Source organism: Shewanella sp. MF05956 (assembly GCF_059758055.1).
On sequence record NZ_JCAYNV010000001.1, the window covers coordinates 73,633 to 89,519 of the forward strand.

The 15,887-nt window shown below is 43.3% G+C and carries 14 protein-coding genes; 2 read left to right on the forward strand and 12 right to left on the reverse strand.

Annotation, left to right across the window (positions count from 1 at the left end):
• Positions 1–146: 146 nt before the first annotated feature.
• The 4 genes from AC19MX_RS00350 to AC19MX_RS00365 form a co-directional block, all read right to left on the reverse strand.
• Positions 147–1,421 carry a peptidoglycan DD-metalloendopeptidase family protein gene (locus tag AC19MX_RS00350; protein ID WP_432402704.1) on the reverse strand — a complete coding sequence of 425 codons (1,275 nt, stop codon included), beginning with the start codon at positions 1,419–1,421 and terminating at the stop codon, positions 147–149.
• 327 nt (positions 1,422–1,748) lie between these two features.
• Positions 1,749–5,441 carry an AAA family ATPase gene (locus AC19MX_RS00355; protein ID WP_432402702.1) on the reverse strand — a complete coding sequence of 1,231 codons (3,693 nt, stop codon included), beginning with the start codon at positions 5,439–5,441 and terminating at the stop codon, positions 1,749–1,751.
• Entirely contained in the window at positions 5,438–6,781 is a 1,344-nt protein-coding gene (gene sbcD / locus AC19MX_RS00360) for an exonuclease subunit SbcD (RefSeq protein ID WP_432402700.1), read from the reverse strand. Before sbcD ends, AC19MX_RS00355 begins: the two co-directional genes overlap by 4 nt.
• A 70-nt stretch (positions 6,782–6,851) precedes the next feature.
• On the reverse strand, positions 6,852–7,613 hold the full coding sequence (locus AC19MX_RS00365) for a TSUP family transporter (protein WP_432402698.1): 762 nt from the start codon (positions 7,611–7,613) through the stop codon (positions 6,852–6,854).
• A 193-nt stretch (positions 7,614–7,806) separates the two neighbouring features.
• On the opposite strand from AC19MX_RS00365, the gene AC19MX_RS00370 reads away from it, so the two are divergent.
• Positions 7,807–8,484: an SDR family NAD(P)-dependent oxidoreductase gene (locus tag AC19MX_RS00370; RefSeq protein WP_432402696.1), complete on the forward strand. Its 678-nt coding sequence runs from the start codon at positions 7,807–7,809 to the stop codon at positions 8,482–8,484.
• A gap of 58 nt (positions 8,485–8,542) precedes the next feature.
• Here AC19MX_RS00370 and AC19MX_RS00375 read toward each other — a convergent pair whose 3' ends face one another.
• Complete coding sequence (locus AC19MX_RS00375) at positions 8,543–8,749, reverse strand: hypothetical protein (protein ID WP_432402694.1); 207 nt, start codon at positions 8,747–8,749, stop codon at positions 8,543–8,545.
• 94 nt (positions 8,750–8,843) lie between these two features.
• Between AC19MX_RS00375 and AC19MX_RS00380 the strand changes: the two genes are divergently transcribed.
• Entirely contained in the window at positions 8,844–9,044 is a 201-nt protein-coding gene (locus AC19MX_RS00380) for a hypothetical protein (protein WP_432385170.1), read from the forward strand.
• A gap of 147 nt (positions 9,045–9,191) precedes the next feature.
• Here AC19MX_RS00380 and AC19MX_RS00385 read toward each other — a convergent pair whose 3' ends face one another.
• From AC19MX_RS00385 to zipA, 7 genes are all read right to left on the reverse strand, one after another.
• Complete coding sequence (locus tag AC19MX_RS00385; protein ID WP_432402692.1) at positions 9,192–9,584, reverse strand: ribonuclease E inhibitor RraB; 393 nt, start codon at positions 9,582–9,584, stop codon at positions 9,192–9,194.
• A gap of 11 nt (positions 9,585–9,595) precedes the next feature.
• Positions 9,596–9,829 carry an RNA-binding S4 domain-containing protein gene (locus tag AC19MX_RS00390; protein ID WP_432402690.1) on the reverse strand — a complete coding sequence of 78 codons (234 nt, stop codon included), beginning with the start codon at positions 9,827–9,829 and terminating at the stop codon, positions 9,596–9,598.
• Between the two features lie 50 nt (positions 9,830–9,879).
• Entirely contained in the window at positions 9,880–10,686 is an 807-nt protein-coding gene (locus AC19MX_RS00395; RefSeq protein WP_432402688.1) for an NAD(P)H-binding protein, read from the reverse strand.
• 16 nt (positions 10,687–10,702) lie between these two features.
• Positions 10,703–11,902 (reverse strand): cyclic di-GMP phosphodiesterase, encoded by a 1,200-nt coding sequence (locus AC19MX_RS00400; RefSeq protein WP_432402686.1) that lies wholly within the window; start codon positions 11,900–11,902, stop codon positions 10,703–10,705.
• A gap of 144 nt (positions 11,903–12,046) precedes the next feature.
• Positions 12,047–12,565, reverse strand: coding sequence for a DUF2919 domain-containing protein (locus tag AC19MX_RS00405; RefSeq protein WP_432402684.1), 519 nt, complete (start codon positions 12,563–12,565; stop codon positions 12,047–12,049).
• 54 nt (positions 12,566–12,619) lie between these two features.
• A complete protein-coding gene (ligA, locus tag AC19MX_RS00410; protein WP_432402682.1) occupies positions 12,620–14,632 on the reverse strand; it encodes an NAD-dependent DNA ligase LigA in 2,013 nt (670 codons plus the stop codon).
• Positions 14,633–14,772: 140 nt separating this feature from the next.
• Complete coding sequence (gene zipA / locus AC19MX_RS00415) at positions 14,773–15,879, reverse strand: cell division protein ZipA (protein ID WP_432402680.1); 1,107 nt, start codon at positions 15,877–15,879, stop codon at positions 14,773–14,775.
• Between the last annotated feature and the right edge of the window lie 8 nt (positions 15,880–15,887).

Genomic DNA, 15,887 nt, shown 5'->3' on the forward strand with positions numbered 1-15,887 from the left:
CGGATTTTGGCAGACTAAAAAGATCGGTCAATAGATCGGTATATTTTTTATAACTTCAGTTCTTAACTGATCGGCATTAAGCACTTAGGCTGCATTTTTATATTGTTTTCATCATGATAATAAACAGCAGAGTTATTGAGGATTCATTAACCCAGGTCCATCATCATAGTGCGGCTACGCACTAGCGCCTGAAACTCTTGTAATTGCTTTTTCGGCAACACTTTTGCTTCTGCAATATTGGCTTTCATAGCATCAACTGGGCGACCATTTACAATGAACTCATAATGTAAATGTGGGCCAGTAGATGCGCCGGTATTACCCGATAATGCAATAACCTGTCCGCGAGTGACTCGTTGACCTTTTTTGACTAAAAACTTCGACAAATGCAGGTAGCGAGTACGCACCTTGTTGTCATGCTCAATCACAATGTAGTTACCGGCGAACGCATGTTTGGTGACCATAGTGACAACTCCCTCACCAGGAGCCACAACTTTAGTTCCGATAGGTGTCGCGAAGTCAGTACCATTATGAGGACGAATACGACCGGTAATGGGATGCTTACGTGTTGGATTAAAGCGCGAACTTAAGCGTACTTTGCGATCTAAAGGAATACGTTGGAATGCAGGGGCTAAGCTTTGACCATTAATATCGTAAAAATTACCATCAACATTTTGAAACGCAGTAATGTCTCGACGGCCCGTATTGATGCGAATGCCTTCAATAGAGGTCATGCCTGTTGGCTCGCCTTCTACAAATTGATCATTAACCAATACAGAAAACGTATCGCCAGCACGAAGCTCACGAGAAAAGTTTAACTTGGCTTTTAAGAGTGATTCAACTTTTTGAATTTCGCCGGCACTTAAGCCTGCATTTTTTGCAGAAACATAAAAAGAGCCGTTGATTTCACCACCGACAATACGATTTTGCCAAATACCATCAATGTTGATGTCTTTTACTTCAAAGCTACCGTCTTCAAAACGGGTGAACACCACTTGATGTGCTGGATTAAAATATAATTCTAATTTTTCTAACTCGCCGTTAGCGTTATCCCAAAACTGGATGCGGTTACCTGGCAATAATGTATCTAACGCTAACACTTCTAAGTCGGCTTCTAGCACTTTATACATGGTGCGCTGGTCGATACCGGCAAGCTGAAACAAATGACTTAAGGTGTCACCCGTTTCGATAACACGGTCTAGAATAGGGGTAACTTGATGAACAGCAACTGGGGATTGATCCTGTAGAGCGATGTGTGGCAATAACGAATCGATATCAATTGCCACTGGAATACGTTGTGATGAAAACTCTTGTTGGGTGGGCCATAACAATGCGGCTCCAACAACAAACACACTTGCAAGCAATAGCTTCTTGTGCAAGTTAGGTAAGTTCAACGAACTTACGTCGGGCCTTTGAAAGCCCATAATTTTACTCGTTAGCAATGTCTAATCCACCCTAAAAGATGACGCTTTATATTTTTTGTTTTTCTTTTACTGCAAATTGTTATTGCGAGGCAGAGATTAAACGGATTAATACTGTGCCTACACGTCGTTTTTGTTATCAATATGACCCAATATTTGATACTACGGCGTCCGGTAAAACTGTTTAAAACACGGACTTTTGCACTCAAATTGCATATCAACGCTCTTTTATATCAAAAAAAAATCATATTACAAATATAAAATGATATTTATTTAATAATTTGTTTGAACTCGATTGCAGTTATCACGGGAGCTTGAAGCAGATCAAACTCAATTAACGGCATATTCATTCGGTAATTTGCTAATTCCAAGCCCGTTCATTTTATTCACTTTTATCTGTACGCTGATCCGCTCTTTCATCGCTTCGATATGGCTAATTACACCAATCATTTTGCCTGATGCATTTAAGTTATCGAGTGCATCTAATGCGGTATCTAAGGTTTGGCTGTCCAACGTACCAAAGCCTTCATCTAAAAACAGTGAGTCAATGCTCGTTTTATGACTAACAAGGTCAGAAAGTGCTAACGCAAGGGCTAAGCTGACTAAAAAGCTTTCGCCGCCAGACAAGGTTCTGGTGTCACGCACAGCGTCGCCCTGCCAGGTGTCGAGCACTTGTAGCTCCAATGCATCGGATTCTTTACGCTCTAATAAATATCGACCTTGCAGCCTATCTAGTTGACGATTGGCTAAAGCAACCAAATGATCCAAAGTGAGGCCTTGAGCAAATTTGCGGAACTTATCGCCTTTTTGTGATCCAATTAACGAATGTAAGTAGGCTAAGTCATCGTAATCTTGTTGCATTTGAGCTTGTTCAATCAGCAGTTGCTGCTGCCCTGCTCGTTTACTTGCATCTTGTTCGAGCTCGTGAGTTAAGCGCCACAGCGTTTGTTTATCTTGTTGCTGCTGTGCGGTTAATGTTTGATGTTGTTGCTCTGTGTCACTATAACGTTGGGCATTATATTGTTGCTGCTCACCAAGTTCCATGAGCTCGGTTTGACGCAGACTGGCTTGCTCAACAATTGTGCTTGCTTTAACAATGTCATTGTCGAGTTGTTGCTTAAGTTGTTGTAACCTTTGGCGCTCTTGTGGAGTGAGTCGTGCTTGTTTAAACGCCGCTTCATCGGCAAAAGGACTGTCTTGCAGTGCTGACTGCCACTGTTGCAGCAGGTGTTGGTAATCTGCAGTGGCTTCATTGGCCTGCGCCGTAATGCTTTGCTGCTGTGCTTGTAAACTGGCAAGTTGTTTATCGGCAAGTTGTAATTGCTGTTCCACCGCCAATAAAGCCTGTTGGCGCTGTGCTAACTGATGCTGGCTGCGTGACTTTTCATCTTCTATCACTTTGTCAGCAAAAACGGATTGGCGCTGTGTTTTAACATTATCCAGCTGAGTTTGCGCGTGAGACACCTGCTCTGTTATCGACGCCAACTGCGTTGTAACTTCTGTCATATGCTGTTGGCTTGCGGTGAGTTTTTCACCGGTGATGGTTAACTGCTGTTGATTATCAACCGCTTGCTGTTGCGCTTGTGTCCATGCATCAAGTTGTTGTTGTAATTGCGTTAACCACTTAGTGGCATCCGTAATATCCGGCGCTGTCAGCCCGCTGGCGTTAATTTGCAAGGCAACGGATTCAAGCGTGTCTGCTTGTTGCTGGTTAAGCGTATCAAGTTGTAGCTCCTGCTCTTGCAATGTTTGCTGCACATTATTGCGTTGTTGCTGCAACAAACCTTGTTGGTTAACCCATTTGCTTAACGCTTGCTCTGCTTGCACACAAACTTGTTGATGTTGATGTAAGGTTTTTTGGCTTTGATTTAGCTGACTCAAGGTTAACGCGAGTTGCTGTTGCTTATGTTCAATCTCAGCGATATAAGTGGTTAATGCGTCTTTGTATTGTAAATCTAATTGCAGCGAGATGGATAACACTTGTGTTTGTTGCAGCCATTGCTCATGGGTTGCTTGTAATTGGGTTTGAGTCTGGCTTAGTTGTTGCTGCGCATGCTCAAGTCTAACGTGTAAAGCCGTTTGCTGGTTTTTAAGCTGCTCACCCTGCTGTTTAATTGCCTCTAATTCCGTTTGCAATTGCAGCGCTCGCTGCTCGGTTGCTGATACATTAAGCGTTTCATAACGCTCAACTAACGGATGCTCCGTTGAGCCACACAAAGCACAAGGCTCGCCGGCGATTAACTTGGCTCGCTCCAAGGTCAAATTGGCAATTTGTTGTTCTTGCTGCAACAGCATTTGCACGTCTTTGACCTGCTGACTTTTCTCACTCCACTGCGCCCTTACCCTTGTTAGCGCTTGTGCTAATGCCTGTAATTCTGTCTCACATTGCGTGGATTGTTGGGTTAGCGCTAGGCATTGCTGTTGTTGCTGCTCAAACTGGTTAAACAACTGACTTAATTGATAGCGGCCAGTTTGCTGCTCCAGTAATAGCTGATACTCAGCATTAATCTGCGCCTCATCTTGACCCGCTAGCAAGGTGGTTAACGCATCTTGACTGGTTGCTTGTTGCGCAGTTGCTTGGGTTAGCGATGCCTGAGCCTGACTTATTTGCGGAGTAAGCTCGCCTAAGGTTGCGTCTGTTTGGTTTATCGTGAGCCGTTGTTTGGCAACATGTTGATTAATGTGTTCACGTTGCTGGTTTAATTGCAGTACCTGCTCATATTGACTCTGCCAAGCAGCGAACTTTTTAGCCACTTCCCCACCTTGTGGCAGGCTATCGAGCTGTTGTTGAATCTGTTGTTTAGTTAAGGTCAGAGACTCTTGCTGCACCTGTAATTGTTGCTGCTGTTGAACCGCGTTTTGTTGCTGTTGCTCAGTATGTTGATGGGTAGAAACCACCTGCGACAATTGATAACTCAACTGTGCGATTTGTTGGTCTAACGGCTGCACTTGTTGATCAATTAACGTGAGTAAGGCTTGGTGCGCCTGAGTCACCTCGTCAAGCTGTTGCTGACTCGCACTTTGCTGTTGTTTGTGGCGGGTTAACACCGTCTCAGCTTGTTGCGTTTGTTGTGTCAGCGAAGTCATTTGCGCGGTTAAACTCACCACTTTGGCTTGGGCCGTTTGTTGTTGTTCAAACAAAGGTGATATCTGCTGGGCAGGTTCGCTGTGCTCTAATTGAATAAGCTCAGCAAGATGACGTTGTTGTAGCAACAGTGCTTGCTGATGTTGCTCACTCGCCTGTGTGAACGCGTTTTTTGCTTGCGCACTGTTATCAGCCCAGCTTAAAAATGCACTTAATTGCGCTAGCTGCTGTTGCTGCGCGTCTAATGCCTGGTTAAGTTGTTGTATTTGCAGTTCCTGAGTGGCGCGCTGAGAGTCATCTAATAGCTCAACGCTGCCTAATTTGGCCTCTAACACTTTTAAGTTGGTTTTAGCCTCACTAAAGTGTTGGTGCACTCGCGCCGAAATTAAGCCATAAATTTCGGTGCCAGTCAGCTCTTCTAATAGTTCGGCTCGATCATTGGCATCGGCATTTAAAAACGCCGCAAATTGCCCTTGAGACAACATCATCGATTTAGTAAAACGCGCAAAATCAAGGCCAGTGATTTCTTCGACTAATTCGGTTTTACGTTTAATTTGGCTGGCGAGGATTTTACCATCGCTTAATAATGCCAACTCAACTTGTGCATCTTGCAAATTACCGTCGGCTTTATCACGCGAGCGACGTTGGCTCCAAAAAGCGCGATATGCCACGCCTTTGACTTCAAACTCGACTTCAGCTAAACATTCTGCTGTGCCGCGTGTCATCAACTCATTAGTGGTTTTAGAGATATTATTTAATCTTGGTGTACGATGATAAAGCGCTAAACAAATGGCATCTAAAATGGTGGTTTTACCCGAGCCAGTTGGGCCAGTAATCGCAAACAAGCCATTTTCGGCAAAAGGTGATTGAGTAAAATCAATTTTCCACTCATTTTTCAGTGAATTAATGTTTTTAAAGCGAAGGCTTAAAATCTTCATGCTTGCTCACCTTCTTGCGCATCATCTATTGTGTTCGCGGTCATGTGTAGTTTGTGAGTAGATTCTTGCATTACATGGCTTGCTGAGGTTTCAGGACGATTACGCTCTGACTCAATCTCGGCGACCACTTGATTAAAGCAATTGTGAATCCGGCTAAGCTGCACTTGTTGAGCTTCACTATCAAATTGCTCTTGAGCTAATCTGCGAGCAAACACCTGGCTGACACTAAGCTCTGATAAGGTTTCATTATCAAGTTGTTTAATATGCTGCTGACGTTGACTGCGGGCACGTTTTAACTGCAATACCTCAACGGCTTTATCTTGAGTGAGTTCGGCAATGCGCGATTGCAGATCAGATAAGTAGTCTTGCTGCGATATCTCAATACTTAACCATATCGTTTGCTCGCCTGTAAGCTTGTCATCAAACGCAGATAACTGCTGTTCAATACTGGCCAAATCACCTTTTAGCACTTGCATAGCTTGAAACATTGGCACCATTAATGGCGTAACGGTGCTGAGTTTTGCATCAGTAAACTCAACGAGAAAAACAGATTTATTGCCTTGATGTTGACTCGATAATTCATCAAAACTTAATGGAATAGGTGAACCGCTATAACGAATATGTTCAGACTTAGCCACCACTTGAGGGCGATGAATATGGCCCAGGGCAATATAATCAGCTGGCGGAAAATGCGAGGCGTTAAAAGCATCTAAACTGCCGATATAGATATCACGTACCGACTCAGATGTGCTGGCACCGACTGTGGTTAAGTGGCCAGTTGCCACTATTGCCACCGGTGTTGCTAACGTTGCATTTAATGCACAGGCTTGCTCAAAACACTGCTGATATAAATCACTAATGGCGTCACCCAGTTTGCGCTGCTTGTCTAAAGACGATTCTCCTGACTCACTGAGCACCATGTCGCGCGGTCGCAAAAACGGCAGTCCACACAAGATAGCACCCACTTCACCTTGACGGTTTTTAAGCGGAATAACATGCTCACTTATACTGTCAAATGCCCCGGGGATAACGGTGGTGTTAAGGCAGGCTAACAGGTGTCTTGACTCATTGAGGGTCGACACTGAATCATGATTTCCGCCCAAAATAATCAGTTGGCAACCGGTTTGTTGAATTTGCACAATAAATTGATTGTAGAGCGCACGGGCATAGCTAGGCGGTGTGCCAGTATCGAAAATATCACCTGCAATAATCAGCGCATCGACTTGATGCTGCTCAATTTGGCTCAGTAGCCAATGCATAAATGCTTGATGCTCTGCAGCGCGGCTTTTGCCGTAAAAATATTGGCCTAGGTGCCAATCTGATGTGTGAATAATGCGCATAACATCCCTTTAATTTGAAGTATTGCTTAATGCTAAATAGATTGACGTTTTACCGCTTACAACAGTGCATTTACATATATTGTGACCACAACAATTTGATGCTCATGCCCAATGACATAATCACCACCAGCGGCTTAATAATTTTAACACCTTTGGTGACCACTAAACGTGAGCCCAGTGTTGCGCCAATAGATTGCCCTACCAGCATAATTAGCCCTAAAACGATAACGACTTGACCACCAATTAAAAAAAAAATTAATGAAGCAATGTTGGTAGCAAAGTTTAGTAATTTGGCGTGAGCCGTTGCTTTAGCAAGTCCAAAACCGGCAAGTGATACAAAGGCTAAGGCAAAAAAGCTACCGGTACCTGGGCCAAAAAAACCATCATAAAGGCCAACACCTAGCGCAGCAGTAAAAGCAAACATAGTAGGCGTAAACACTTGCTGGCGATCATCTTCACTGATCTTTTTAGAAAACAAAAAGTAACAGCCAATCGCTAAAATTAAAAATGGCAGCACTAACTCAAGAAGCTTTGCATCAATCATTTGCACAAAGATAGTACCAATGGCCGCACCAACAAAAGCACATACTAACGATAACTTAATGCTGCTTAAATCAACCATGCCTTTGCGGACAAAATACAAGCTGGCAAAAAAGCTGCCACCACAGGCTTGGAGTTTATTGGTGCCTAACGCAGCGGCAGGAGGTAACCCGGCCCACATTAAGGCAGGTATAGTGAGTAACCCACCGCCACCAGCTATTGAATCAATAAAACCCGCAATTAAAGCAACAGCAAATAAAATAAGCGCAAGTTGGAGCGTGAGTTCAAACATGGAAATTCTCGTTATTAGCGACAAATGTACTGTCTGTATGACAATAAGCAAGGCAGTATTAGACAATCTTTAACGTCAAAATACAAAGCGTTCCGGTAATTTATTCTCGTTGGCTTAACTCACGCCATGATTGCGGTTTAGCACTGCATTGGTATAGTGACCAGCTTAGTGAATATTTGCCATAAGGTTTATTATGATTGTTATTACTGGCGCCAGCAGTGGCCTAGGTGCAGCCCTGACTCAACAATATGCAGCAGATGAATGCTCACTGCTCATTAGCGGTCGCAGCGAACAAAAACTGGCAGCGGTAACCGCTAAGCTTACCCCTACTCAGCAAGCTAATGTGGTAACCCAAGTCGCAGACTTATGCATAGCAGAAGATGTGCATCATTTATTTTCGAAATTGTCAGCACCACCAACAACGGTAATTCATTGCGCGGGTAGTGGTTACTTTGGCCCTATTGAACAACAAAGCCCGCAAGCGATTAATCAACTCATTAACAACAACCTGACATCAAGCATTTTGGTATTACGCGAGCTCGTCAGTCGTTATCGTGAACATAAGGTTAATGTGGTAGTGGTAATGTCAACGGCAGCACAAGCGGGCAAAGCCAATGAGTCAACGTACTGCGCTGTAAAATGGGCAGTAAAAGGTTTAGTTGAATCATTGAGATTAGAGTTAAAATCAAGCCCAATGAAGTTGATTGCGGTTTATCCTGGCGGAATGGCAACCGACTTTTGGTCAACAAGCGGTAAGGACATCGACACATCAAGTTTTATGACGGCCGATGAAGCAGCACAAATGCTAAAAAATGCTTTAGTCGCAACTCAGCACGGCTATGTATCTGATTTAACCATTAACCGTGGTTAACTTGCGTCAATATTAGCGCAACATCCTTACGGATTTGCCACTCACGAGTGCGCGAGGTTTATTCTTTAGGCAACATTGGCTTTGTTGACCAATACCAGCAATATATCCAACCAGCTGGCGCAAAAATAACATTGAGCAAAATGGCATAAAAGCCAATTAACGGTAAGTTTGTCGTTTTGCCCTTGGCAAATCTCAAGGTAAAAAATACCATGATAACGGTGATAACAAATATAATTTGGCCAATTTTTGTGGCATTAACATCCATGGTATTCCCTTAATTTTTCCCTGTATCATCAAGATTATTATCGTTAAAGTAAGCAAATGATACGTTTAGCACTCATTTATAACAGGCTACTACAATGTATAAAAAAGTCATCTTAATATTAGTCCCATTGAGTATTATGCTGTGCTTATCAGCATGCGCAGAATTAAAACAAACGGGCAAAGAAATAGGTCACACGACAAAAAAAGTCACCACCGCCATTGGGCACGGCACACGCGACACAGTGAAAGCCATTGGCCGAGAAACCAAAGAAGTCGTTGAAGAAATCAAAGAATAGCTTGTTATACTATTTCCATTAATCCATCAGTTGGTTAGTCGATTGATGAGCTGACAAGTTAAAAATAAAAAAGCCGTTAATGCTGGGCATTAACGGCTTTTTTATTCAATGAGGGATGACTCAATGAATAGGTAAAACGCGGCTGTACTAGTGGTGGCAATGCTCACTGCATTCGTGATCATCTTCATCATCAGCAAACTCGTCGTCGCCATGTTGATGCTGCATAACACCCCAACCGTCTGAAACACCATCAAACTCTTGTGCAAACGTATTCAATTCGGTTTCTTTGGCAACAAGTGCTTTATATTCTGGCACCATGTGAAGGCATACAATCACTTCCCACTTGGTACTTTCTTCGTCGAAATTAAGCTCTAGCTCACCGTTCATGTCGGTTTTACTTAACGCTTCGATAGCGGATTCAGCATCACGTTGATCGTCAAATACCAAAAAGAAATCAACTTCGAGTGATTGAGTTAAATCAATACCGGCTTCAGCCATAGCCGCCAGCATTTGGCCGTTGTCATCATCTGGGAATTGCATGTATTTGTCCTTTATTGAGCAGCAACAATTTCAATGTTTGCACCGTTAAACGAAATAATATCGCCAACAACGCATTTTTTACGTTTACGCGTATCAACGTCACCGTTAACGGTCACTTGTCCTTCAGTAATGACGTGCTTGGCATCGCCGCCGCCATTGACTAGGCCTTGTACTTTTAATACTTTGTACAGTTCTACGAATTCATCACCTGGAAGTAATGCAAACGCTTGAGTTTGAGTCGTCACAATAATTGCCTTTTATTCAAAATATGCCGGCTATTATAGCCTATGCTTGTTTAGCAAGCATCAAGCATTTTGAGTGGATTGGGTTGACGATACACATAACCTAAATCACGACAAATTAACTGGCCATCAATCACTTTACTCGGTTGTGATTGTTGATTAAATTCTGGCGCAGTTAACCCAAGATGCTTTGCCGCTGCAACATAAAACTCACCACGAGTAGGATGAATTGGCGCCGCTAGATTATAAATGGGTAATGTATCCTGTGTTGATAAAATTAAACTAACGGCAGCGATACAATCCTCAAGATGCACTAAATTAACCGCGACATTCGCACCACTGACATCAGATTTACCAGCAAAGAAACGTCCTGGGTGACGCTTAGGACCAATCAAGCCAGAGAATCGAACAATACAACTGTTAGCCATTGAAGCAAACATCGACTCGGCTTGTAATAACGTCTCACTCATGCCATTAAATGCACTGGCATCATCTTCGTTCGCTGTTTGGTCAAGCGAGGGATAGACACCCGTAGTGCTAATAAATATCACCTTTTGATACTGCCTCGTACCCATTAGCGATTTAAGCTCGGTTAAATAAGCAATGTAGTCAGATTCTCCACGGCGTAACCCAGGAGGAATATTTATCACAATGGCGTCGGCATCAAACAATGATGAAGCTTTAGCATCAAGGGTGACATTGGCTAAATCTAGCTGATAACCTTCAATACCCATTTGCGGTAATGAAACTAAATCATCAACATGACGTTTTGAGGCTTTAACCTGAAAACCTTGGTTTATGAGGTGCTTTGCCAAAGGAAGCCCAAACCATCCACATCCAATAAGGGTTATTGTATTCATTGAGCCTCGAGCCGTTTTAGTGATTAAAATGATTAAAATAAAAGCTAATTGAATTATTGGCCTGGAGTGTTTTAATTGCACCTTCCGATAACTCTTCTAACTTAATGACTTCTTTAACCTGCACATCTTCGTTAATTAAAAACCGAAAACTGGCCTCGCCGCCAGTGATATCACAAGACCATACATGCGGTTGTTTAACGTCAGCGGTGGTCATCATGACTTTAGCGATGCTGTCATCGGTTAAGCGCACTATGGTACCTGGCGGATAAATACCTAATATTTTGACCAATACCGAAATGAGTTTATCACTGTGCTTACTACTGTGATTTTTAAATAAAATCCCCAGTGCTATTTGTGGCGTGTGGTATTTGGACAATAACGTTTCGTAATCGTTGGCCAATGACACGACTTGGGTAGTGATTAACAATTTGACTTCATTTAAACCATCGGGATAGCCGCTGCCATCAATAAACTCATGATGATGCAAAACAATATCGAGCATCGCATCTGGAAACAACCCGCTTCGTTTTAACATTTCAAAACCAAAGTTCGGGTGTTTTTTGAGAAAGTTAGCTTCAACATCCGTTAATTCACCGCGCTTACGCCTAATGTCTTCTGGCACTTTAAGCTTACCGATGTCGTGAAATAAACTGCCTAATGCAATGTCGCGCACTTCGGCTTTTGACAGCTCCAGAGCATGGGCAATCATCATGGCCAATACTGCCACTGAAATGCCATGATGTGTGACACTCTTATCGGCTTCGCCACTGCCTACAAGAGTTAAGTGCGGGGTTTCACTCTCGTATAAATGTTCAACTAAGTCTTCAACTAAGGTTGCCGCTTCACGATAAGTGCCTTCAGGATCGCTCACCACTTTTCCAAACACGGTACGACTGTCATTGACCGATTTAACAAAACGTTGTTGGCTAATTCGCATACTTTTTTTAACCAGCGGGCGGTAATCCACTTCTTGAACGGGTTCTTCTTGCGGTTGTTCTATTTCGATAGGGGTTTCAATGACAGGCAATAAATCATGGCCAGCAATCACATAAACAAAATCAACATCGAGACCTTTAATCATCTCAATTTGTACTTGTTGTTCTAATTTCACTTTACTGCGGAAAAATGGATGGCTGGTCCACGACAAAGGCAGCTTCACGGTTAAACCAATAACCATTTGAGAAACAGGTATTTGTGTTAATTCTGCTTTAGCCAAAGTCGTGTTCCTTTCACATTCGCCAAGTCGGGCCTGAGTGATAATGTCATTATTACACTAACATTGTCGTTATCTATGTCGTTTATATCTCATAATTTGGGTGCTGACATTGCATATAACTCCGTCATTTCACTGCTAAATCGCTTACAACGACGTGTTTGTATCAGTGTCGGTTTTCGATGCATGAGCCACATCGCTATCTTCTAAGCTCCAATCTGCAAAGTAATAATGCAACCGCTTTGATTTTAGTACATAAATCACAGACCAAAATAAAAAAAGTGCATCAAGCGAGTAACCCACTTTAAATAAGTAATCGTCATGTACTATCCGTTGCATTAAAAACACCGCATCTAAAATGAGTAAAGCCCATAACAACCAAATACTTCGGCTAAATAAGGGCCTTAACATTACCCAGCTGCGTTTTCGCTCTGCTATCACTAATCCATAGAGTAATACTGCACCCACTCCAGCAATTAATGCCAGAATAAAATCGCTTTTTTCTGGGTAAAACAAACGCACTAAACCTGAACGGTCATTAAATTGAGTCAGTGAAGCAATAAAGATACACCAACCACGCGCTAAAAAGACCAAAATCAAATATAAAAATAATGGCGGTTTAATGTGGCCGCGCTCATCGAGCCAGGTAATATGACTAAAATTCACAATAAGCTCTTATCGGCAGCCAAAGACATCAATACAGTGATCATCTTGAGTAAATTAATTGCTTGCATTGAGTAAGTCTAATAACCCTTGCTCATCGATCACTTTAACACCTAACTCTTGCGCTTTAGCCAATTTTGACCCCGCGGCTTCACCTGCAACTACGCAATCGGTATTTTTAGACACACTGCCAGCCACTTTGGCTCCCAAAGCTTGTAGCTGTGCTTTAGCATCATTGCGGTTAAGTTGCGTCAAAGTGCCCGTTAACACCCACGTTTGGCCTTTAAGGCTTAATTGTGATTCATCTGCTTTCTCTATCGCTGGCCAGGTAATGCCCGCGGCAAGTAATTGTTCAATGACTTCAATATTGTGTGGTTGTGCAAAAAACTGGCTAATGTGTTTTGCCACAATATCACCGACATCGCTCACTTCCAGTAGCTGTTCAACATTGGCGCTGCGGATACGTTCAAAATCGGCAAAATGTTGAGCTAAGTTCGCAGCGGTGGCTTCACCAACCTCACGAATGCCCAAACTGTATAAAAATCTCGCCAGCGTAGTGGCTTTGGCTTCTTTAATGGCGGCAACTATGTTAGTGGCCGACTTCATGGCCATGCGGTCAAGCATAGTGATAGCCGATGCAGTGAGTGAAAATAAGTCCGCGGGGGTTTTAACGAGCTCTTTATCAATCAGTTGTTCAACAATCTTATCGCCCATACCATCAATATTAAGCGCTTTACGCGAAGCAAAATGTTTAATCGCTTCTTTGCGCTGCGCTTCACAGAATAAGCCGCCACTGCAACGCGCAACCGCTTCACCTTCTAATCGTTCAACAATACTTTGGCACACCGGGCAATGCAGCGGAAATACAATCTCTTTGGCATCTTCAGGACGTTGTTCTAACACAATCGCGACAATTTGTGGGATAACGTCGCCTGCACGGCGAATGATGACTGTGTCGCCAATTTTGACCCCAAGACGGGCAATTTCATCTGCGTTATGTAATGTTGCGTTTGACACGGTTACGCCACCAACAAACACCGGTTTTAACCGTGCAACCGGTGTCACTGCGCCCGTTCTGCCAACTTGAAAATCAACGGATTCAAGTAAGGTCATTTCTTCTTGTGCAGGGAATTTATAGGCAATGGCCCAACGCGGTGCTTTAGCAACAAAACCTAAAGACAACTGCTTAGTAATGTCATTAACTTTGATGACGACGCCGTCGATTTCATAATCAAGCTGACTGCGACGAGTCATAATATCTTGATAATAAGCAAAGACTTTTTCAACACTGTCACAAACTTTCACTTCTGAGCTCATCGGTAACCCCCACTGCTTGAGTTGGGTTAACTGGCCAAAATGGGTCATTTGCATTGGTTGCGATTCACCTTCAACAACCCCAAGCGCATAGGCGTAAAACCCCAAGGCGCGTGACGCGGTGATTTTGCTGTCTAATTGGCGCAAACTGCCTGCTGCGGCATTACGCGGATTAACAAAGACTTTATCACCTTTGCTCATTTGGCGTTGGTTGAGTGCCTCAAATGCGGCTTTAGGCATAAACACTTCGCCGCGCACCTCGACTAATTCAGGAAAACCTTCGCCGCGTAGTTTTAATGGGATAGAACGAATAGTACGCAAGTTTTCGGTAATATCTTCGCCAACTGAACCATCGCCACGTGTCGCGGCCCGTTCAAGCATGCCGTTTCGGTAGGTAATCGATACCGCTAAGCCATCTAGTTTAGGTTCGCAAACATAGTCAACCTGGTCGACTTTATCGGTAATGCGTTTATTGAAAGCGTCAAAATCGCTTTGCTCAAAGGCATTATCTAAACTCAGCATGGGCTTTAAATGGGTGATTTGAGCAAATTTTTGCAATGCTACACCGCCCACTCGTTGGCTAGGCGAGTCTGGCAAAGTCAATTGCGGATATTCACGTTCAAGCGCGATCAAACGTTGCATTAATCTGTCGTATTCAGCGTCAGGGATCGAGGGGGCATCATCAACATAATAGCGAATATTGTGCTGATTGATGGTCTGAGTCAGTTGATCCATTTCGGTTTGAATTGCGTGCATTTGGGTATCCGTCGTCATACAAGTTGAACGTAAAGTCGTTTTATCACATAGCGTGAGATGTTATGCCAATAAAGGGGTAAAACAATTAAGGCCGCTGCTGCGGCCTTAAAGCGGTGTTAACACAACAAATTCCGCCTTATTTACGCGGCGTTAACACGTCTTATATAGTCTTTTTTAATGGCATCTGACCAGGGTTGACGTTGGCCATCGAGTAACTCAGCGCCTAGGTCATCAGCAATTTGATAGGCCGAGTTAAGCATAATGGTAAAGTTCATCATTGGGTCGCCAAAAGCGGGTAATGTCATAAATAATACCACCCCCTGGGTGACAAATTGCTCCATGTTGTCTGGGTCAAATATGCCAGGTTTTAACATGTTGGCTAATGAAAATAACACCTTGCCAGTCCCTGCATTATCAATATGACGATGGAAGATATCCATATCGCCAAACTTAAAGTTAAGTGACAACAAACTAGGTAATAATTCTGCGCCATGAATTTGCTCACCCGGCTTTGCCACAATGTGCAGCACTAATACATCGGTAGGTTCAATAGGCTCATCGGTTACCGTGGCTTTGGGCTCAGCGTTTACCTGTACAGCTTCAGTAGGCTTAGCCTCAACGCGAGGTGACTGCGTTACGGGTTCAGCTGTTGCGTTAACGGCTGGTTGGCTTGGCGTTTGTACTCGTGGCTTAGCAGGCTCTGCGTGAACAGGTGCAGATTTCACTGGTTCTGTTTTTGCTGGCAAGGGTTTACCGGTATAACTTTCTAATTTTGCCGTGCTGGTTGAGGTATTAAAAATCTTTTTCGGTAAACTCATGGCTGAGCTCACGCTTTGGGCCACGCTAGGCGGTGTAGGTGTTGGTGCATCATTTTCAACATTTAGCGTTGGCTGAACAGGTTGTGTCACTGTGACGGGTTCTGGTTGGCGTAAAGAATCCTGTAACGGTGTGTTACTTTGAGTCATCTGGGGTGAGTTAAGCGGTTTTTGGCTTAAATTAGTTTTCAGAATAGGCTTATTCACCGTTGCTTCAACTTCGTCAGCATTGCGTACGCGAACTTTGCCAATACCATCCGCATCGAAACCTTCAGTGTCACGACGTTGAGCTTGGTTTTTATAAAATCCGGCCATCGGACTTTGCTTCATTGATTTAGGTTGTTGTTTTCTAATTGACCAAAAACCATGCACTAACACCGCAATAATTGCGATCGCGCCTAATACAAACAACACCAGTTGTAGATCTTTCATTAGTATCC

Bases quoted from the DNA above. Each gene is read 5' to 3' on its own strand.
- AC19MX_RS00365 (WP_432402698.1), bottom strand. From the start codon at position 7,613: ATGTTTGAACTCACGCTCCAACTTGCGCTTATTTTATTTGCTGTTGCT.
- AC19MX_RS00370 (WP_432402696.1), top strand. From the start codon at position 7,807: ATGATTGTTATTACTGGCGCCAGCAGTGGCCTAGGTGCAGCCCTGACT.
- AC19MX_RS00395 (WP_432402688.1), bottom strand. From the start codon at position 10,686: ATGAATACAATAACCCTTATTGGATGTGGATGGTTTGGGCTTCCTTTG.
- zipA (WP_432402680.1), bottom strand. From the start codon at position 15,879: ATGAAAGATCTACAACTGGTGTTGTTTGTATTAGGCGCGATCGCAATT.
- AC19MX_RS00380 (WP_432385170.1), top strand. From the start codon at position 8,844: ATGTATAAAAAAGTCATCTTAATATTAGTCCCATTGAGTATTATGCTG.
- AC19MX_RS00375 (WP_432402694.1), bottom strand. From the start codon at position 8,749: ATGGATGTTAATGCCACAAAAATTGGCCAAATTATATTTGTTATCACC.
- AC19MX_RS00350 (WP_432402704.1), bottom strand. From the start codon at position 1,421: ATGGGCTTTCAAAGGCCCGACGTAAGTTCGTTGAACTTACCTAACTTG.
- ligA (WP_432402682.1), bottom strand. From the start codon at position 14,632: ATGCACGCAATTCAAACCGAAATGGATCAACTGACTCAGACCATCAAT.
- AC19MX_RS00385 (WP_432402692.1), bottom strand. From the start codon at position 9,584: ATGCAATTCCCAGATGATGACAACGGCCAAATGCTGGCGGCTATGGCT.
- AC19MX_RS00355 (WP_432402702.1), bottom strand. From the start codon at position 5,441: ATGAAGATTTTAAGCCTTCGCTTTAAAAACATTAATTCACTGAAAAAT.
- sbcD (WP_432402700.1), bottom strand. From the start codon at position 6,781: ATGCGCATTATTCACACATCAGATTGGCACCTAGGCCAATATTTTTAC.